The sequence below is a fragment of the Pseudomonas brassicacearum genome (genome assembly GCF_918698105.1).
GTDB classification, from domain to species: domain Bacteria; phylum Pseudomonadota; class Gammaproteobacteria; order Pseudomonadales; family Pseudomonadaceae; genus Aquipseudomonas; species Aquipseudomonas brassicacearum_F.
In genome coordinates, this window is the sequence record NZ_CAKKMI010000068.1 from 1 (window position 1) to 18744 (window position 18744).

Sequence of the window (18744 nt, forward strand, 5' to 3'; positions counted from 1 at the left end):
TCCCACAGGTGGCATGACACCAGCCTGTGGGAGCAAGGCTTGCCCGCGATGACAGTGTGTCAGTCGACATCAATGCCGGCTGAACCACCGCTATCGCGAGCAAGCTCGCTCCCACAGGGGTTGGGTTACAGGCTCAGGCTGCGGTTCGAAGCCTTGAGAAACTCCTGCTTCAACTCGGCAAAGCTGTGCACCGCCGGGAACTGCGGAAACTCACGGATCACATTTTCAGGCGCATGGAACAGAATCCCGGCGTCGGCTTCACCCAGCATCGTGGTGTCGTTGTAGGAATCTCCCGCGGCAATCACCCGGTAGTACAGGCTCTTGAAGGACAGGACCGACTGGCGCTTGGGATCTTTCTGACGCAACTGGTAACCGGTCACCCGCCCGCTGTCATCGGTAATCAAGCGATGGCAGAGTAATGTCGGGAAGCCCAATTGGCGCATCAACGGCTGGGAAAATTCGTAGAACGTGTCGGACAGAATCACCACCTGGAAGCGCTCGCGCAGCCAGTCGACAAATTCGATGGCGCCGTCCAGCGGCTTGAGGGTGGCGATGACTTCCTGGATGTCCGAAAGCTTGAGGCCGTGCTCATCGAGGATGCGCAACCGTTGCTTCATCAGCACGTCGTAGTCGGGAATGTCCCGAGTGGTTGCCCTGAGGGCGTCAATCCCGGTTTTTTCAGCGAAGGCGATCCAGATCTCCGGGACCAGTACACCTTCCAGGTCGAGACAGGCAATTTCCACAAGACACTCCCATTTTTTCTGATGTTTATCGGTTGAGCGAACAAAAGGCTTGCCGACTCTAGCCATTCGTCGAGGCCTGCGCAACGCACAGGAACGCGCCAGCCCCGACAGCTTTTGTTACCATCAGCCCCATATAGAGCGCCCAGCGCCACCGACCTGTAGGAAACCGCCCTGATGAGCCCATCGTTTGACGTCGTGGAACTCGCCACGACCTATGCCAACAAGTCCCCGCAGGACATCCTCAAACTGGCCTTCGCCGAATTCGGCGACGAGCTGTGGATATCTTTCAGCGGCGCCGAAGACGTGGTGCTGGTGGACATGGCCTGGAAACTGAACAAGAACGTCAAGGTGTTCAGCCTCGACACCGGTCGCCTGCACCCGGAAACCTATCGCTTCATCGACCAGGTGCGCGAGCACTACAAGATCGACATCGAGCTGGTTTCGCCGGACTACACGAAACTTGAACCCTTCGTGAAGGAAAAAGGCCTGTTCAGCTTCTACAAGGACGGTCACGGCGAGTGCTGCGGCATCCGCAAGATCGAGCCATTGCGGCGCAAACTGACCGATGTCCGCGCCTGGGCCACCGGCCAGCGCCGCGACCAGAGCCCCGGCACCCGCAGCCAGGTGGCGGTGTTGGAAATCGACACGGCGTTTTCCACCCCGGAGCGCACCCTGTACAAGTTCAACCCGCTGTCGCAGATGACCAGTGAAGAAGTCTGGGGTTACATCCGCATGCTGGAACTGCCTTATAACAGCCTGCATGAACGCGGTTTCATCAGCATCGGCTGCGAGCCCTGCACCCGCCCGGTGCTGCCAAACCAGCACGAGCGCGAAGGCCGTTGGTGGTGGGAAGAAGCCACGCAGAAAGAATGCGGGCTGCACGCCGGGAACATCATCGCCAAAACCAAGGCCCTGTAGGCCCTCGCGCTTTTGTGCACACAAAAATGCCACCACCGGTGGCATTTTTTGTGTGCATTCCCTTTAGCAATGCGCCAAAAAAGCAACCAGGCGCCCCAAGCACTTGACTTGGCTTGGCGCTGGTACCTGGTTTTGCAGCGTTTCACCATTCTCCTGGCTGATTGGCGCTTCGATTGCAGGGCTGCTGATCATCGCCAAGCGCCAGCCCAATACGACGACGTCAGCGGCGAATCCATCGCGGTGGATAACGTCAGTCATTGATTGCTTGAACGGCCCGCCAGGTTCGGGCCGCTTACTTTTAGTGTTAAGGAGGACAGTTCATGCGAATTCTCGTGGTCAACGTCAACACCACCGAATCCATCACCCAGGCCATCGCCCGACAGGCCCAGGCCGTCGCTGCGCCAGGCACCGAGATCGTCGGGCTCACGCCGCATTTCGGTGCCGACTCCATCGAGGGCAATTTTGAAAGCTACCTGGCAGCCATCGCGGTGATGGACCGGGTGATGTCATACGACCAGCCGTTCGACGCGGTGATCCAGGCCGGCTATGGCGAACACGGTCGTGAAGGCCTGCAGGAACTGCTCAACGTGCCGGTGGTGGACATCACCGACGCCGGCGCCAGCACCGCCATGTTCCTCGGCCACGCTTACTCGGTGGTCACGACCCTGGACCGCACCGTGCCGCTGATCGAAGACCGACTCAAGCTGTCCGGCCTGTTCGAGCGCTGCGCCTCGGTACGGGCCAGCGGCCTGGCGGTGCTGGAGCTGGAGCAAGACCCGCAAAGGGCGCTTGAAGCCATCGTGCAGCAGGCCGAACTGGCGGTCAGCCAGGACAAGGCCGAAGTGATCTGCCTGGGCTGCGGCGGCATGGCCGGGCTCGACGAGCAGATCCGCCAGCGCACTGGTGTGCCGGTGGTCGATGGGGTGACGGCGGCGGTGACCATTGCCGAAGCGCTGGTGCGGCTGGGGTTGTCGACGTCGAAAGTACGCACCTACGCGACGCCGCGGCCCAAGACCATCATTGGCTGGCCGGGGCGGTTTGGGCGGTGAGTTCACACGCTTAGACCGAGGTGCCCCGAATCGCGAGCAAGCTCGCTCCCACAGGTTTTTGTGTCGAGTGCACATGTTGTGAACACCCGTAAACCCATGTGGGAGCGAGCTTGCTCGCGATTGGCCCAACTCGGTCTGGAGCCCAGCTCAAACCGCACTGAACCGCCGCGCCAACCCCTGCTCGGCAAACTGCTCGATGATGAAATCCACAAACGCCCGGGTCTTGCCCGGCAACAGTTTGTGTTCGGCGTAGTAGATGGAGATGTTGCCATCGTCGACATACCAGTCCGGCAGCACCCGCTGCAGTGCTCCGGATTCCAGGAAGGGAACGGCGATCGGCATGCTCACCAGGCCGATGCCCAACCCTTGGGCGGCGGCCGCGCAGTCGGCTTCCGAATCGCTCATGGTCATGCGCGTCTTGAGCATTAGCGGGCTGTGTTCCCGATTGCGGCTGGTCAGTTGCCAGGAACGCACGCGCCCGGTTTGTGGTGAACGAATCAGGATGCCCTGGTGCTGTGCCAGATCTTCCGGCTCTGTCACCGCGGCATGGGTTTGCAGGTAGTCGGTTGAGGCAACCAGCACCCGATGAGCCACCGTCAATTTGCGCGCCACCACCCCCTGGGGCAACTCGAAGCCGCCGCCGATGGCGGCATCGAAGCCCTGGCCAATCAGGTCCACTTGGCGATTATCAAAATGCCAGTCCGGGTTGATCGCCGGGTAGCGTCGCAGAAACTCCCCCAGCAACGGCACGACAAACAGTCGACCGAACGCCGTGCCCATGCTCACCTTCAGCACTCCCGCCGGTTGCCCTCCGGCGCTGGCCAGGTTGGCAACGGCGTTCTGGATGGTGTTGAAGCTGCTGCCGACTTCCCTCAAGAACAACTGGCCGGCTTCGGTCAGCCTCAGGCTGCGAGTGCTACGCTGGAACAGGCGTACGCCCATTCGCGCCTCCAACTTGGCGACGCTTTTACCCACCGCCGCCGGGGTCACGCTCAGACGTCGTGCCGCCTCGGCAAAGCTGCCGACTTCGGCGCTGCGCACAAAGCATTCGATACTGTTGAAGGTCTCCATGGGCATCACTCTAAACTTTTGGTTTAGACAGACTATAGCAATGACGGTCTACACAGCCCACGGCACCTTCTTGATACTCGCCCCATCACCGCGGCATCTCGCCCCGGCACTTTTTGGAGATCATCATGAGTAACCAAGCACTGAGCGGTAAAGTCGCCTTGATCCAGGGCGGTTCTCGCGGCATCGGCGCCGCCATCGTCAAACGCCTGGCAGCAGAAGGCGCCGCCGTGGCCTTCACCTACGTCAGCTCTGGCGCAAAATCTGAAGAACTGCAGAACAGCATCACCGCAGCAGGCGGCAAAGCCCTGGCGATCAAGGCGGACAGCGCCGACGCCGAGGCCATCCGTAACGCCGTCGCGGCCACCATCGAGGCTTTTGGCCGGTTGGACATCCTGGTCAACAATGCTGGCGTGCTGGCGATGGGGCCGCTGGATGAATTCAAACTCGAAGATTTCGACCAGACCCTGGCCATCAACGTGCGCAGCGTGTTCATCGCTACCCAGGCCGCTGCGCGGCACATGGGCGAAGGGGGCCGGATCATCAACATCGGCAGCACCAACGCCGACCGCATGCCCTTCGCGGGCGGCGCCACGTACGCCATGAGCAAATCCGCGCTGGTGGGCCTGACCAAAGGCCTGGCCCGTGACCTCGGGCCACGCGGCATCACCGTCAACAACGTGCAGCCCGGCCCGGTGGACACTGACATGAACCCAGCCGACAGCGACTTCGCCTCCAGCCTGCTGTCGCTGATGGCTGTCGGGCGCTACGGCCATGTCGATGAAATTGCCAGCTTCGTCGCTTACCTGGCAGGGCCGGAAGCCGGTTACATCACCGGTGCCAGCCTGACCATCGACGGTGGTTTCGGCGCCTGATCCCGGCATGAAAAAACGCCGGTCATGGCTTCAACCATGACCGGCGTTTTGCTGTATTGCGCGATGGGGTCAGGCCCACTCCAACTCCGGCAGACCGCAAAGGCTCGGTTGGAACATTTTCAAGGAACGGATGATCCCGTCGGCGTGGGCGTATTTTTCATCCGCCATGGCCGAGTCCGGAATAGCAATAGCGGTCATGCCGGCGGCTTTCGCGGCTGTCACGCCGAACGGCGAATCCTCGAACACCAGGCAATCACGCGGATCGACACCCAGGCGCCGGGCGGCGGTGAGGAAGATATCCGGCGCCGGTTTCGCCGCACCGACCTCAGGGTCATCCGCCGTCACGATGAAGTCGAACAGCGCGAACCAGTCCCGGTGCAAGGTGGTTTTCAGTGCGAACGTAGGGCTCGACGAACTGGTGCCCACCGCAATCGGAACGTTATGGGCCTTCAAATGCCGCACCAGCTCCTCGGCGCCGGGCATCCCCAGGGCATGAGGAAAACGCTCGCGCATCAAGGGCTCGCGAATAACCAGGAACTCTTCGGGGGTGATCGGCAATTCCAGCGCCTGGACGACGTAATTGGCCAGGTCCGTGGCCCCGCGCCCGATGATGTTCTGCTTGACGCTCCAATCGAACGTGCGCCCGTAGCGCTCGGCGATGATGGACGTGACCTCGGTGTAGATCCCCTCGGTGTCCAGCAACAGCCCATCCATGTCGAAAATCACAGCCTTGATCGGGCCAAACTCTTTCAGCGGTGCATTCATCGCATCTGATCCGTTATCAACACAACATTCCAGGGATGGCTCAGGTACGGCCAGGGCAGCGTGTTCGCCTTAAAGGATTCAGCAGGATAACGAAGGGGGCTTGGCACCGGCAATGGGAAATCTATGGACGGGGTTTCGTGGCGAGGGAGCTTGCTCCTGCTCGGTTGCGCAGTGACCGTTGGATCGTGGGGTCGCTTCGCAACCCAGCGGGAGCAAGCTCCCTCGCCACAAAAGCGGATCGGTGTCGGATGATGATGGGAGGTTTACTGACCGGAACCGCCCGATCCCGAGCCACTGCCGCCCGAGCTGCCACCGCTGTCGCTGGTACCGCTTCCTCCGTTGGTCCCACCGCCGGCGTCGGCACCGCCCATCGTGCTGCCGCCACTCATCGAACCGCTGCCCGTACCGGGGCTGGTGCTGCTGCCGCTGGCATCGCCGCCGTTCCCGCCGCTCACAGAGCCCGGGGGCAAGGCATTGCCGTTGGCACCGGAATTGGAGCCGGCCTCCATTTCTGTGGAAGGTGGCATCCCGCCCTTGTCCACGGGGGGCGTGCCACCCGAGGATTCTGCCAAGGCAGCCAGTGAACCGAGCGAAAGAAGCCCGGCGAGTGTCAGCGCTGTCATGTTGGACTTCATCATGGTGAGTCTCCTTTTCAAGATCCTTACCTGATGTGTGGCACGCGTGGCGGGACGATGGTGCCGCCGAATCGACAGACGGGCCTGCGATCAGCTCGGCTTGCCGGAGGCGTCGTCACCGGCGATGTCCGGATCTTCCGGGGTCGCTTCGACTTCCTCATCGTCGCTGGGTACCTGCTCGACGCCCGCATCGTCATCGGGTGGACGCTGGTCGCGGCTCAGGGAGTTGGTGGGCGAAGGCAGCGGATATTCCGGGGTTTCATCCTCCTCGATCAAGGGAACCTGGGCGTCATCCATCAGGGAACCGGGATCTTCGTTGCCCGGGTCATTGACGACAGGTGCGCCCGAGGAGTCTTTTTCTTCCAGGCCTTGCGTTTGCGGCGTCATGGTACACCTCGCAATTGATGATGGATGTATGAGTTCGAAGCGGGGGGGATGGCAATCGTTCCGGAGATTTTGATTTGCCGTTTTTTTGGGGGGGGCAGGTTGGAGTGTATATCCGTTTTTGTGGTAACGGCGGCTTAGGGTTCCGCCCTTACGGCGGCTCACTTTTGAGAAGCCCGGAAGCCGGCCCAGTCAAAAGTAAGCAAAACGCTTTATGCCCCACCACTCGGCACCTCGCTTAGGCTCGGTGTGCCTGAACGAAGGCATTGCTCCGTGGGCCCGCCGCGATCAACGTCCGCCCCGAGGCGGCCTAACAGCCGACCTGGTTCTTGGTGGAGACCGCGTTTCTCCTGTGGGAGCGAGCTTGCTCGCGATAGCGGTATTTCAGTTACATAGATGTTGGATGTGCCGATGTCATCGCGAGCAAGCTCGCTCCCACAGGTTTTGTGGTGTAAGTGGATTTTGTGTCTGCTGAAGATCCAATGTGGGAGCGAGCCTGCTCGCGATAGCGGTGGTGCAGTTGCATAGAGGCTGGACCTGCCTACTGCTCTTGCCTTCGGTACTCAGCCTTTCTACCAAAAGAAGCCCAAAAAAACGGCGCTTCCCATTTCTGAAAGAAGCGCCGTTTTTTCCAGATGAACAGCCTCACAGCACAAGGCCGGGTCTATTCACCCAAGCATCCGCTTAACGATGCTTTCTCTTGTGCTTGTGCTTCTTGCCACTGGAGTGACGGTCGTTGTCATTGGACAGGTTGCTGCCCAATGCGCCGCCCGCCGCGCCGCCGATGCCTGCGCCGATGGTGGAGCCGGTGGAGCCGCCCAGGCGGTTACCGACAACCGAACCGCCGGCCGAACCCAAGCCACCGCCAATGGCCGCTTCGGTGCGGCTGCCCTTGCGCGCGCCCACCGCACTGCCGGCTGCGCCGCCAACGCCCGCGCCAATCGCGGCGCCGGTGCTGCCGCCCATCTGCTGGCCGACCACGTTGCCCAATACACCGCCCAGACCACCGCCGACCGCGGCGGTACCGTCGCCGGCAGCCATCGCGCCCTGGGCAACCACCAATCCCAGTACCAAGGTGGACAAAGTCAAACGCATGATAGAAACCTCAAGAATGCCGCATCGGGGAGAAATGGCCGGTGCGCGCGGGCGCGAGTCTACGCCAGACAACGTCAGCCATGACGGTTGGACAACGAAACGGCGGTTTATTTTATGACAGGCAAAAAAAAGCCCGCTGGGGAAACGGGCAGGTACTGCTTTCTAACGGATGAGCTGAGAGTACGTACCTGCTTGTGAAAGAAACGTGAAAGTAAATGCCAGTTGAGAAAAGATGAAAAATATTTACGTAAAAAGCCGAAATCGCCCTGTAGGAGCTGCCGAAGGCTGCGATCTTTTGATCAAAAAAAAGGGCTGCTATGCAGCCCGGCGGGAGCAAGCTCCCCTACCACGATCCGCCGTCACTTTCTGACCGGGACCCTGGGCAAGAACTTGGCCTTCTCCCCTCGCTGCACTTTGGCCACCTTCGTCCTGATCGACTTGATCGGCTCATCACCGAAGTCTGCATGATAGGCCGACTGGCCACACTGCAACCCTTCGTTGATCGGATACGCGGCTGTGTTCTCTTCGCTGTACGGTGCTGCTCCCATTGCCTTTCCCCTTTCATCGAGGCCCATACCGGCAACAACCGGTTGCCTGACAATATCGACCTTCACGAAAGTGAGACTAGTCGGTCATCAACAGACTGTTGATTCAACAAAGCCCTTGGCCGACGAATGGAACCCACTGTTTCAAAAAGGAAACACTCATTCAGCCCCCAGTATCGTGCGGTTTAAAACCCGGGAAACCTGATCCGCCGAATAGGGTTTGGACAAGAACTCAAAGCCCTCATGGCCGCTATGGGCCAGCTCTTCGCTGTAACCCGACGTCAGCACCACCGGCAGATCCGGGCGCCGCTGGCGCAGTTCCCTGGCCAGGGCAATGCCGCTGATCCCCGGCATCACCACGTCAGAAAATACCGCGTCGAATGCCATCGCATCCGGGCCGACCATTTCCAGCGCTTCTTCGGCGTTGGTCGCCCAGGCGGTTTCGTAGCCCAGGTCCTGGAGGATCTGGTTGGCAAAACGCCCCACCTCCAGGTTGTCTTCGACAATCAACACCCGACGCTTGCCCTTTTCCGGCAGCAGGTGGGTGAGTTCTTCCTTGACCGGCTCGTGTGTTTTCTCGGGCGCCACCTCCGGCAGGTACAAGGTGAACACCGTGCCCTCGCCCACCACGGTCGAAACATCGACGTTGCCACCGGACTGCTTGGCAAAGCCAAACACCTGGGACAAGCCCAGCCCCGTGCCCTTGCCCACTTCCTTGGTGGTGAAGAAGGGTTCGAAGATGTGCTCAAGCACGGGCGAGTCGATACCGGTACCGGTGTCCGCCAGGGCAATGGCGGCAAAGGATTGCCCGGCCCCGGCATGACCACGGATCGGCGGCATGCCACCGCCGCAACTGAGCCGAAGCCACAACGTGCCCTGGCCATTCATGGCATCCCGGGCATTGAGGGCCATGTTGATCAGCGCCGTCTCGAATTGGCTCAGATCCGCGCGGATGTAACAGGGCCGATCGCACAACTCGACGTGGACCTGGATCCGTGCCCCGGTGACGGTTTGCAGCATGTCCCCCAGGCTCTGCACTTGCTTGCCCACATCGATGACTTGCGGCTTCAACGGCTGGCGTCGGGCAAACGCGAGTAACTGGCTGGTCAACTTGGAGGCGCGCTCCACGGTTTCGGACACCGCCGTCATGTAGCGCTGCCGACGCTCCTCGGACAGGCTGGGCATGCGCAGGAAGTCGACCGAAGAACGAATGATGGTCAGCAGGTTGTTGAAGTCATGGGCCACGCCGCCGGTGAGCTGGCCGATGGCTTCGAGCTTTTGCGATTGGCGCAGCGCCGCCTCGGTCTGTTTCAAGCGCGTGGTGCGCTCCTCGACCCGTTCTTCCAGCGTCGCGTTCAATTCGGCCAGGGCCGCCAGGCCTTCGCGCACGGCAGCGTCGGCACGGGCGCGCTCGATGTGGGCCCAGGATCGCTCGGTGACTTCCATCAGCAATGCCAGATCGTTGGATGACCAGACCCGCGGCGTTTTATCGTGGATCGCCATCAGCGCGGTCAATCGCCCACCCTTGATCAACGGCACGCAGATGGTGGCCGCAATGCCAAGGGCCTGGAACGCCGCCGCTTCCTCCGGCGCCAGTTCCTTGAGGTTGTCGTTGATCACCAGCGGCTGGCCGGTTCGCAGGTTGGCGACGGCCAGTCGACCGAAATCAGCCAGCCGGTAATGACCAAGGATATGGGGCGATCCCGCCCTGGCCCAATCGCCACGAATGGTGAAGCCGTCCTCATCCTCATCCATGTCCGCGTAGGCACAGTTGGACAAGTTCAGGTGCGCCGCCACGATCCGCGTGGTGGTTGCCATGATGCTCTGCGGGTCGGTGGCATTCGCCACGGCATTGCCGATGGCATCGAGCACGGCCAGGCGCTGGGTCATGAACACCGTGGACGTGGTCTCGGTGACCGTATCCAACATGCCCACGACCTTGCCGAACTGGTCACGGATGGGGCTGTAGCAGAACGTGAAATAAGCCTGCTCAGGACCGCCGCCGCGCTCGATGACCAGCGGGAAGTTCTCTATATAAGTGGCCTGCCCCTCGAAGGCAGCCTGCACGATCGGCCCAATATCGCTCCAGACCTCTTGCCACACCTCATCGAACGGCCGACCCAGCGCCTCGGGCTTGCTGCCGAGGATCGGCAGGAACCCATCGTTGTACAGCGTAATCAAGTCCGGCCCCCATACGATGGCCTGGGGAAAATGCGAAGCGAGGCTCAACGCCACGGTGGTCTTCAATACATCAGGCCACTGGGCAGGCGGCCCGAGCGACGTGTCCTCCCAAGGATGGCGGCGAACCCGCTCAGCCATTTCTCCATAGCTCTGGAGCCAATCTGTCATTGCGTTCGATCCTTCTGAGCCGCCAATACCAACGAGGGGGAAAGCGTGTGACCCCAAGCCGGACCGTATTATCCCGCGCCGGGAGGGAATGCGCGATTGGATTGTGGGACGCGTCGGGGGGCAAATGGGGGGTAACGGGCAGATTTGGGCGATGAGGCTACAGAAACATCCTACATATTGTTGGGAATGGGCCTGATGTAGGCGAGAGGCCTGCAAAGTTGTAAGACATACCGCTAGGATACTTACAACGATGGCTAGGTCCTACATATGATTGGGAATCCCCTTCGCTATCAATCCCTTGCGTATTTTTTGCGGTGACGACTATAGTCTGGCGTCGCCCAAATAGCGGCCGGGTTTGGCGACCCGCAGTGGGCAAAACTATCCAGTGGAGCTTACTTATGAATCAATACATGGGCCTTACCAGCAACGCCGACGATCAACCTCTCTATATCGATACCACCGCCCCGCTACACATCCTGCTCGACTCAGCCGCCTACCGAATCCGTGCCGCTACCCAGTTCCTGGAAAATTTGGCGATGCGCGATGAACTGACCATCGACCCCGCGACCTTGCAAGATCTGGCGCAACTTTGCTGCATCCCACTGCGTGATGGGTGTGACGTGATGGATGTGATTGCACGACGATTGGATGCGGCACCGGCCGGTTCCACGCTATAAGCCTTCCCGCCGAATAACTGCCAGTCGACATCCTGTGGCGAGGGAGCTTGCTCCCGCTGGGCTGCGCAGCGGCCCCTTTTGTGAGCGCTGCGCACTCAAGCGGGAGCAAGCTCCCTCGCCACGGGTCCATCGTTTTTCTCACTGAAGTAGCATTACGGCAGTCCCGCTTTTGGTTTGCATACTAGGCTACCAAAGGCCCGCACAAGGACGTGGAGAAACCCATGGCTGACCACAAACAACTCCACCAAGACGGCTACGCCCTGCTCCGTCAAGCGATCCCGAGCGAGTGGCTGGCCGACCTTCGTGCCGTGTTCGATGCAGGTGTGCGGTCGTCGGATCAATGGCCAGTGCCACGCGGCACGGGCTGGCGCTATTCGATGCTGGACGATGATTCAAAGATTCAAGCCGTGTGCCGTCTACCCCAACTACTGGCGGTGGCAGGTGAGTTGATCGGCGAACGGTTCTTCCTCTCCCAAGTGGAAGGCCGCGAGCCTCTTGCCGGTGGCGGCCAGCAACAACTGCACCGCGACTTGTCAGCCCAGCGGCCAGGCGACATCGCCATCGCCCTGGCTTTTTTCGACGACTACGGCCCCGAGAACGGCGCGACACGGATCGTCCCCGGCAGCCACCGCCCCGAGCCGGACGCCCCACCCTTCGACTTCAATGACGAGTCACGCGCCGTACAGCTTTCAGGCTCTGCCGGTGACATCCTGGTGTTCGATGTCGACCTGGTGCACGCGGGTAGCCTGAACGTGATCGGCGCACGCCGTCGTTCCATTCTGATCAGCTATTTCTCGGCGTCGCTCTACGCGTCACACCTGGAAACCGTGGCGCTGCGCAATATTCGTATGGACACCAGCGATCGATTCGCTCCCTCGGATTTTGCTTTCGGAGGTTAGGTTTTTAGGCGATAAAAGTTATGCGCAGCGGTTCGAATCTGAGCTTTAATGCCCGTGCTTATCGACAGCTCCATTCGTCTAATCAAGGAAGAAACGACATTGAAAACAGCTTTCGGCGCCCTGTTGTTGGCTTGCCTGACGACCACCGCATTTGCTGACGAAAATCCCGTCGGCTTCCAATCTTCCTCCCTGCCGGATCCACACAATGGCCGCGCACTGGAGATGGTCGTTTGGTACCCCAGCGCAACCACCGAAACCCCGCAACTGATCGCCGATAACGCGGTATTTGTCGGCGCCGCTGCCGTGCGTAACGCGCCGCCCACGGCCGGCGAACATCCACTGGTGGTGCTCTCCCACGGCTACAGAGGCAACTGGAGCAACCAGATTTGGCTGGCCAGCGCCTTGGCCCAAAAGGGTTACATCGTCGCCGCCATCAACCACCCCGGCAGCACCACCCATGACCGCAGCCCGCAAGCAGCGGCGCAGTTATGGCAGCGGCCCGTTGACCTGCGCCGAGCCATTGATGCGGTCATGGCTCAACCGGAAAAATTTGGCCGGGTCGCCAATGGCCGAATTGCAGCCGTGGGCCATTCACTCGGCGGCTGGACTGTCCTGGAAATCGCCGGCACGCGCTTCGATCCAGAGCGCTTCGCCCAAGACTGCAAAGCTCATTCGCAGCTAGCCAGTTGCACCGTTTATCAACAGATGAACCCCGCTAGCACCTCAGAAGCAAAGGCCGAGCTGGCCGCTGATTGGCGCGACAAACGCGTCACTGCCGTGGTGACATTGGACCTGGGTCTTTCACGGGGCATGACCGATGAAAGCCTGGCCGCGCTGCCTGTTCCCGCCTTGGTGATCGCGGCCGGCGTACCGTCGCGAGAGCTTCCCGCTGAGTTGGAATCTGCCAACCTGGCCAAGCGCCTGCCCCAGGCGTCAAGCCGTTACGTTGAGATCAAAGACGCGAGCCATTTCAGCTTTATGTCGATGTGTAAGCCGGGTGCGGAGGAAATGCTGGAAGAGGAAGTGCCGGGGGATGGGATCATTTGTCGGGATGGGGATGGCAGTCGTGCTCGGGGGGTGATTCAGCAGCAGGTTGTATCGCTGATCGCGGAGTTTCTGGCGCAATCACCTGCAGACAAAAAAGACAGTTTGTAACGGGTGGTACTGACTTGCTGCGGCTTAATGAAAATGCCGTGGCATTCATGGAGGATTCTGATCGATGGCACGCGTGGGTTTGATACTGACACCCGGTTTTGCGGACTGGGAATATGCTTTCATCGCTGGAACTGCGTCCCCTTTTTACGGGATCGACGTCAGGTTTTTCGCTCCTGCTACGGGGCCGTTCCGCTCCCAGGGTGGATTGGCCGTAACGGTTGATAGCAGTTTGCAAGAATGCCTGGACTGGAAACCGGACGTTGTCGTCGTCATTGGAGGAATGGCCTGGGAACGTGCAGAAGCGCCCGATATTCGCGATTTCCTTCAGGCGAGTCGATCACGTGGAGCGACAATTGCCGGTATCTGCGGAGGAACGCTGGCACTGGCCAGGGCCGGGCTTCTCGACACGGTTCCTCATACTTCGAACAGCGCCGACTTCTTGCAAAAGAATGCCGTGGGTTATGAAGGCAATGAGTTTTATCGAAGCAGCCCAGTAGCTGTGGTTGCGGACCGCATCATCACTGCTCCAGGCCCTGCCCCCGTGAGCTTCACCTGCGCAGTGTTCGAAGGTGCCGGGTTATCTTCAGAGATCATTGCTCAGTTCAGGTCGATGTTGGCTGCGGAACATGGGTAAGCGCTTCGCCCTACGTGAGCGTCTGTCGAAGTCACATACCCGCCCCCCGACCCGGCCGGATTTGTTTTATGGAAGTAAAAGTAAATCCCCCTATTCCCTCTCTTTTCCCACAGGCATGCTCGGCACATCAAGCCCGACTTTCACGCGGTCCAGCGCCACGATTGTCTTGAACCAGGTCACGTTGGAATTTTCGGCAAACAATCGCCGCGCCAACGCCTGGTATTCGTTCATGCTGGCAACGGTTAACACCAGGACGAAATCCACTTCGCCGGTGACGTAGTAGCACTGCTGAACTTCGGGCACCGCGAAGTGTGCCTTCATCGCCTCCAGTGCCTCGATGCTCGTTCGCTCTGCCATCACTTCGACAATGATCGTGATCGGCCGTCCTACGGCGGTGGGATCCACGATGGCTACGTTGCCCGTGATGACGCCCCCCGCTTCCATCCGCTTGATACGGCGCTGAACGGCGGCCGTGGAAAGATTGACCTGCTCGGCCATGAGGCGCAGCGGCATCGTGTTGTCGCGCTGGACGAGGTCCAGGATGGCACGGTCGAATTTGTCCAACGGTTCAAGTGCAGCGTCGTTTTTTGCCATGGGAGACTCGTGAGAAATTTTCTCGAAAACTAGCAGAAAACCGCGCCCCTTTATCCAGCCAAGAGAAATATTATTTTGCCAGCAGTCTGCGTAAGCAGCCTTAGTCGCAACACACACAGGATATTATTGGCATGCTCGCACTGTTCCATCTTTCCCCTGTCCTGTTGGTTACAGCCATGCTTGTCGTGCTGCGCCGGCCCCCCATGCACGCCGCCATTGCAGGCACTGCATTGGTCCTGGTGCTCTGGCTCGCCGGCGCTGCAGATGCGTGGCGCCTAGGCAGTATGGTGGCCGCCGCTCAAGATACGGCCGTGCTGTTTGCAAGTACGGCTTTTGTGATCGTTCCAGGCCTGGTCTTCGTGATTTTTATCGAGCGCATGGGCGTCAACCTGGCGCTTAGCCAATGGGTGCAGTCACTGGGACTTGGACGCGGCGATCAAGTCGTGTTTATCGTTCTTGGACTGGCACCGTTGCTCGAAGCGATGACCGGCTTCGGCGTGTCGTTGATCGCCACGGTGCCCCTGCTGCTCAGTCTCTTCGAGCGTCGGATCGCGCTACGAATAGCACTGACCGGCATGGCAATCATGCCCTGGGGAACACTGGGCCTGGCATCGGTCATTGGTGCTTCGTTGGTTCACCTGGACGCAACCGCGCTGGCATCGACCTCGGCACTGACCAGCGCACCGGTTTTTTTGGTCCTCAGTGCAATCGCGCTCTCGCTTGCAGGCGTTCGAGACTCGCGGGAATGGAGGACGTTGGGCGCGTTCTGGCTGCTGTTTGTAGGCGTGCTTTACAGTGCCAGTCGGTGGCTGGGGCCGGAAGTGGCCGGCGTGGCCGCGGGCCTGGTGACGGCCGCAGCGGTACTCTCTGCTGGGCTGTGGCGCTTGCGCCGCAACGATAGCGAGCGCGGTGCAGTGCAATGGCCGCGTCAGGCATGGCCGTATCTGATGCTGATTGTCTGCATTGTCGCGTTGAAGACAGTGTGGGCGATCACCTCTTGGCAGGATCACTGGGTTGTACAGGGCGCCCAAGTCACTTGGAAGCCACTCGCCTCACCTGGCCTGGCACTGGTTCTGGTGCTGATCGGGGTTGGGTTTTACACGCGCCACACACAACGCCAGACAGCACTCGACGTCAGCATGCCTGCTGCGTTGGTGGCGCGGGCGAAGCGACCACTGTTGACCATTTTCTTCTTCCTCGCGATGTCGCAGATGATGGTGAAGGCCGGCTTCCTCGCGGGTTTGATGCAACTGCTGGCGGGCCTGTCACCCGCCGCCGCGACGTCGCTGGTGGCCCTGTTTGGCGCGCTGTCAGGCTACATGACCGGGTCGAATGTTGGCGGCAACGCGATCTTCATGCCGGCCATCGCGATGTTGCCCGAATCCTCTCGCCTGTTGTTGGCTGCCGTCCAGAACAGCTCGGCAGGGCATGCAGCGCTGGGCTCGCTGTCGGTTGTCATGCTGATCCTGGGACTTGCCAAGACCCAGGCCAAGGAGGAAGGCGAACTGGTAAGGTTTGGCTTCACGCTGGTCTGTCTCAATACCGCGTTAGTCGCGTTGGGCGCAGCGTTGCTGAGTGGATGGTTTGGATAGCAGGGTATTGGCAGATGGGCACCCCTTTCTGCACTTTTTCCAGTCCTGTTTTTTCGTGTTTCTTTCCCAAATAGTTCCCGACTTAACTATCCTACGCCTCCCACCCAAACGGAATTCGCCACGATGTATCTGCGCTCAAGCGTGTTGTGCCTGTCCCTTTTCAGCAGCCTGAGCCAGGCCGCTGTTAACTGTTCTGCCCTGGCGGAAAAGATCTCCGGAACGGTGCCTGAGTTTCATCCTTCGGTGCAAGGCAAGGTCATTGGCACCGGACGCCTGCATTTCCACGAAGCGCCGGATGAGGCCTGTGCCAATAAGAAGATTTTCGTAATCCCCGGCGACTCTCTCACCGTTTACTCCAGCCTTGAAGACGAATCATGGCTGGAAGTGAACTTCATCGCCAAGAGCGGCGACGACTATACCGGTTGGGTAAAGGCTGATCGGGTCGAGATTGGCGCACCTTACGGGGCGCCAGCGGACGAGGCCGACGACGCGCCGGCGGGTGATGCCCAATAATTATCTTTTTCATTTTTGAAGCGCAGGAGAAACGATGACGGGTTCGCCAGAAGAGAACGGTCTATTCCCGGCCAGCCCACAGGGCGACCTAGACGCAGCTGACGTCACGGGTTTCGCCGCCTGGGCTCGCGTCTGGGCCGAGCTTGGCGTCGTATGCGCATCACGAGAGACGTACGAAAAACTCCTTCGACACTACGGCGAGCCGCACCGCGCCTACCACAACCTCCAGCATCTGAAGGAATGCCTTCAGGTACGCCGAGTCGTCAACGCGGCCTGCCAGGCCCCCGCCGAAATCGACCTCGCGCTGTGGTTCCATGACGCGATCTACGACCCCCTTCGCAGCGACAACGAGCTGCGCAGTGCGCAATGGTTGGACGACGTGGCACGTGACAGTGGCCTGGGCGATGAAACACGACGTAGGCTCTACGATCTGGTGATGGTGACCCGACACGACGGCGCCCCGAAGTCGGCAGACGAAGCAGTGTTGGTGGACACGGACCTGGCGATCCTTGGGGCATCGTTCGAGCGGTTCGAGGAATACGACCAGCAAATTCGCCGCGAGTATCAGTTTGTGCCTCTGCCTGTGTACCGCCAAAAGCGGCGCCAGGTCATTGAAGGATTCCTCGAGCGCGGGCGGATCTATACGACCGCAGCGTACTTCGAGGCATTCGAGCAGCAGGCGCGGGCAAATCTTGCACGTGCTATCGAGCGTCTCGACTGATGGCTGGATTCAAGCGGCGGAGGGATCACTTACTGCCCTGACTGCACTCGCTTCATGGCTTCGAGAAGCTGGCCCTCAAAGTACTCGCTCCCATCTCGCTCCTGCTCTTTTATGCGGCGCTTTGCTTCGATTAGCATCTGCGTGATAGCGATGTCCTGATTCAAAAAAGTGGCAACCATCAGATCGTTCAAATTTGCTAAAGGGGTGTCCCAGACCTCCCTGCAACGCTGCATCAGACCTGTAGGTGAATCCCCACACCACGGCCCCAAAAAATTTGAGATTGTAAGATTCGAACTCATGAGCCGACCTCTGAAAGAAACCGAAGGGTTGGTCATTTTGCATGGCCAGGAGAAAGCTGGAAACGAGATCGGATGACTACTTTTGGCCGATAGCGGGCCTCTTAAGCCCTGCCCACTTCCTTGTACCAACCATCTACAAGATGGCTCTGCTCGCCCCAGAATAGGCTTGCTACCTCTTGCATGATTTCGGCTAGCGACTCGACATCCACACCAACCGCTTCAAGGCAAGACAACCGGCCTCTCGACCAATCGAGAATGCGGCACTGAGGATATCTTTCGAGCAGCGGCCTCAGAACTTGCCGCGGATCCACGTTAGCACCATACCTAAAGTCGAAATATGGCGCTTCCGAGTCCTGAAGCGGGTAAAGCAATATCCCGCTATTGGCGGAGCCGGAGTAGCACAGCGTGACGTAACGGTACGCCCATTCAGAGCCACCGTGCTTGATACTGCGAAGCACGTCGAGGAGCGGCTGGTTTTTGCAGAAACGGATGTACGTGCCTCTTGAGGGAAACTCCAGAGCCCAGCTAGGCATATCTGTAAGCGTAGCGCCTTCGTCTTCGTTCATGATGATTAACCGTGTGGACTCGCCTTACGTAACGTGATGAGAGCTTGGCATCTCTCTGCGAGTTCTGGGGTAGCAGCAGCTATCTTCGACAGCACCTGGTACATCTGATGGGCGTCTGGAAATGGATAGACATCTAGGCTCAGGGCAATCGTAATTTTACGCGCGTCCTGCCCGTCCCTAAGCCACGTCTCGACCTCACGCGTTATGGCTGAACCATTATCGTTTGTTTGCCAAGCCAACAGATTGAAAAGGTCAGCAACCAGCCCTTCGGCGACTGTTTGGGGTATTTCCTCGAACAGGCGATTGGCCAGGTTGAGCTCGCCAAATACGCTGCCCACCTCACGCACAGAATCAAAAGCCATGTCGTATTCGGCGGCATTGCGCTCAATCGCGATGATATCGAGCGCTTGTTTTAGCGACGGGTGCATTCGGGCATTCCATGGTTCTGCAAACTTCGGTTGATCATCGAGCACAGGATTCAGTATCTCGCTCTACTCGGCGCCTGAGTTGCACCACGCATTGTGCGGACACTCACTTCGCCTAGATACTCGATTATGGCTCTAAAAATTTCAGCGGGTGAGCCACTTTTATAAGGCCTCAATTTCTCAAAGGGCTGAAGTAAGCGTCTGGCGCAAAAAGAAACAGGTTTAGTTTCTCGATGCAAACGT

At 59.6% G+C, this 18744-nt stretch carries 23 protein-coding genes; 11 read left to right on the plus strand and 12 right to left on the minus strand.

The genetic code is table 11. The features are described from left to right. Window positions 1-125: 125 nt before the first annotated feature. The gene (gene thrH / locus LQ215_RS22515; protein WP_214509779.1) at window positions 126-743 is read right to left on the minus strand and encodes a bifunctional phosphoserine phosphatase/homoserine phosphotransferase ThrH; all 618 of its coding nucleotides are present in this window, start codon (window positions 741-743) and stop codon (window positions 126-128) included. A 174-nt stretch (window positions 744-917) separates the two neighbouring features. Here thrH and LQ215_RS22520 point away from each other — a divergent pair, with 174 nt between their 5' ends. The 3 genes from LQ215_RS22520 (at window position 918) to LQ215_RS22525 (ending at window position 2710) form a co-directional block, all read left to right on the plus strand. Continuing rightward, entirely contained in the window at window positions 918-1661 is a 744-nt protein-coding gene (locus tag LQ215_RS22520) for a phosphoadenylyl-sulfate reductase (protein ID WP_230152638.1), read from the plus strand. Window positions 1662-1793: 132 nt separating this feature from the next. Then, window positions 1794-1922: a hypothetical protein gene (locus LQ215_RS29545; RefSeq protein WP_290369165.1), complete on the plus strand. Its 129-nt coding sequence runs from the start codon at window positions 1794-1796 to the stop codon at window positions 1920-1922. Between the two features lie 59 nt (window positions 1923-1981). Continuing rightward, window positions 1982-2710 (plus strand): aspartate/glutamate racemase family protein, encoded by a 729-nt coding sequence (locus LQ215_RS22525; protein WP_058543724.1) that lies wholly within the window; start codon window positions 1982-1984, stop codon window positions 2708-2710. Window positions 2711-2857: 147 nt separating this feature from the next. Here LQ215_RS22525 and LQ215_RS22530 read toward each other — a convergent pair whose 3' ends face one another. Then, on the minus strand, window positions 2858-3781 hold the full coding sequence (locus LQ215_RS22530) for a LysR family transcriptional regulator (RefSeq protein WP_230152639.1): 924 nt from the start codon (window positions 3779-3781) through the stop codon (window positions 2858-2860). 125 nt (window positions 3782-3906) lie between these two features. Here LQ215_RS22530 and LQ215_RS22535 point away from each other — a divergent pair, with 125 nt between their 5' ends. Continuing rightward, complete coding sequence (locus tag LQ215_RS22535; RefSeq protein ID WP_230152640.1) at window positions 3907-4653, plus strand: 3-oxoacyl-ACP reductase family protein; 747 nt, start codon at window positions 3907-3909, stop codon at window positions 4651-4653. 69 nt (window positions 4654-4722) lie between these two features. On the opposite strand, the gene LQ215_RS22540 is transcribed toward LQ215_RS22535, so the two are convergent. The 6 genes from LQ215_RS22540 to LQ215_RS22565 form a co-directional block, all read right to left on the minus strand. Further along, window positions 4723-5418: an HAD-IA family hydrolase gene (locus tag LQ215_RS22540; RefSeq protein ID WP_046065793.1), complete on the minus strand. Its 696-nt coding sequence runs from the start codon at window positions 5416-5418 to the stop codon at window positions 4723-4725. Window positions 5419-5681: 263 nt separating this feature from the next. Then, window positions 5682-6056, minus strand: coding sequence for a hypothetical protein (locus LQ215_RS22545; RefSeq protein WP_230152641.1), 375 nt, complete (start codon window positions 6054-6056; stop codon window positions 5682-5684). 87 nt (window positions 6057-6143) lie between these two features. Then, window positions 6144-6350 carry a hypothetical protein gene (locus LQ215_RS22550; RefSeq protein ID WP_230152671.1) on the minus strand — a complete coding sequence of 69 codons (207 nt, stop codon included), beginning with the start codon at window positions 6348-6350 and terminating at the stop codon, window positions 6144-6146. 771 nt (window positions 6351-7121) lie between these two features. Next, entirely contained in the window at window positions 7122-7532 is a 411-nt protein-coding gene (locus LQ215_RS22555) for a glycine zipper domain-containing protein (RefSeq protein ID WP_230152642.1), read from the minus strand. Window positions 7533-7891: 359 nt separating this feature from the next. Beyond that, window positions 7892-8146 (minus strand): hypothetical protein, encoded by a 255-nt coding sequence (locus LQ215_RS22560; protein ID WP_230152643.1) that lies wholly within the window; start codon window positions 8144-8146, stop codon window positions 7892-7894. Window positions 8147-8236: 90 nt separating this feature from the next. Further along, the gene (locus LQ215_RS22565; protein WP_230152644.1) at window positions 8237-10426 is read right to left on the minus strand and encodes a GAF domain-containing hybrid sensor histidine kinase/response regulator; all 2190 of its coding nucleotides are present in this window, start codon (window positions 10424-10426) and stop codon (window positions 8237-8239) included. A 398-nt stretch (window positions 10427-10824) separates the two neighbouring features. On the opposite strand from LQ215_RS22565, the gene LQ215_RS22570 reads away from it, so the two are divergent. From LQ215_RS22570 to LQ215_RS22585, 4 genes are all read left to right on the plus strand, one after another. Next, window positions 10825-11103: a short-chain dehydrogenase gene (locus LQ215_RS22570; RefSeq protein ID WP_230152645.1), complete on the plus strand. Its 279-nt coding sequence runs from the start codon at window positions 10825-10827 to the stop codon at window positions 11101-11103. Between the two features lie 221 nt (window positions 11104-11324). Continuing rightward, a complete protein-coding gene (locus tag LQ215_RS22575) occupies window positions 11325-12002 on the plus strand; it encodes a phytanoyl-CoA dioxygenase family protein (protein WP_230152646.1) in 678 nt (225 codons plus the stop codon). A gap of 99 nt (window positions 12003-12101) precedes the next feature. Next, entirely contained in the window at window positions 12102-13157 is a 1056-nt protein-coding gene (locus tag LQ215_RS22580; RefSeq protein WP_230152672.1) for an alpha/beta hydrolase family protein, read from the plus strand. Window positions 13158-13221: 64 nt separating this feature from the next. Further along, the gene (locus LQ215_RS22585; RefSeq protein WP_230152647.1) at window positions 13222-13791 is read left to right on the plus strand and encodes a DJ-1/PfpI family protein; all 570 of its coding nucleotides are present in this window, start codon (window positions 13222-13224) and stop codon (window positions 13789-13791) included. A 90-nt stretch (window positions 13792-13881) separates the two neighbouring features. Here the strand turns inward: LQ215_RS22585 and LQ215_RS22590 are convergent, their stop codons facing one another. Further along, window positions 13882-14385 carry an Lrp/AsnC family transcriptional regulator gene (locus LQ215_RS22590; protein WP_230152648.1) on the minus strand — a complete coding sequence of 168 codons (504 nt, stop codon included), beginning with the start codon at window positions 14383-14385 and terminating at the stop codon, window positions 13882-13884. 131 nt (window positions 14386-14516) lie between these two features. Between LQ215_RS22590 and LQ215_RS22595 the strand changes: the two genes are divergently transcribed. The 3 genes from LQ215_RS22595 to LQ215_RS22605 all read left to right on the plus strand — a co-directional run bounded on the left by LQ215_RS22595 (window position 14517) and on the right by LQ215_RS22605 (window position 17211). Next, window positions 14517-15977, plus strand: a complete 1461-nt coding sequence (locus LQ215_RS22595) for an L-lactate permease (protein ID WP_230152649.1) — start codon at window positions 14517-14519, stop codon at window positions 15975-15977. A gap of 123 nt (window positions 15978-16100) precedes the next feature. Next, window positions 16101-16490: a hypothetical protein gene (locus LQ215_RS22600; RefSeq protein ID WP_230152650.1), complete on the plus strand. Its 390-nt coding sequence runs from the start codon at window positions 16101-16103 to the stop codon at window positions 16488-16490. Between the two features lie 34 nt (window positions 16491-16524). Next, a complete protein-coding gene (locus LQ215_RS22605; RefSeq protein WP_230152651.1) occupies window positions 16525-17211 on the plus strand; it encodes an HD domain-containing protein in 687 nt (228 codons plus the stop codon). Window positions 17212-17240: 29 nt separating this feature from the next. Here the strand turns inward: LQ215_RS22605 and LQ215_RS22610 are convergent, their stop codons facing one another. From LQ215_RS22610 to LQ215_RS22620, 3 genes are all read right to left on the minus strand, one after another. After that, window positions 17241-17510, minus strand: a complete 270-nt coding sequence (locus tag LQ215_RS22610) for a hypothetical protein (RefSeq protein WP_230152652.1) — start codon at window positions 17508-17510, stop codon at window positions 17241-17243. 101 nt (window positions 17511-17611) lie between these two features. Beyond that, window positions 17612-18076, minus strand: a complete 465-nt coding sequence (locus tag LQ215_RS22615; RefSeq protein ID WP_230152653.1) for a hypothetical protein — start codon at window positions 18074-18076, stop codon at window positions 17612-17614. A gap of 5 nt (window positions 18077-18081) precedes the next feature. Further along, a complete protein-coding gene (locus LQ215_RS22620; protein ID WP_230152654.1) occupies window positions 18082-18504 on the minus strand; it encodes a hypothetical protein in 423 nt (140 codons plus the stop codon). Window positions 18505-18744: the final 240 nt, after the last annotated feature.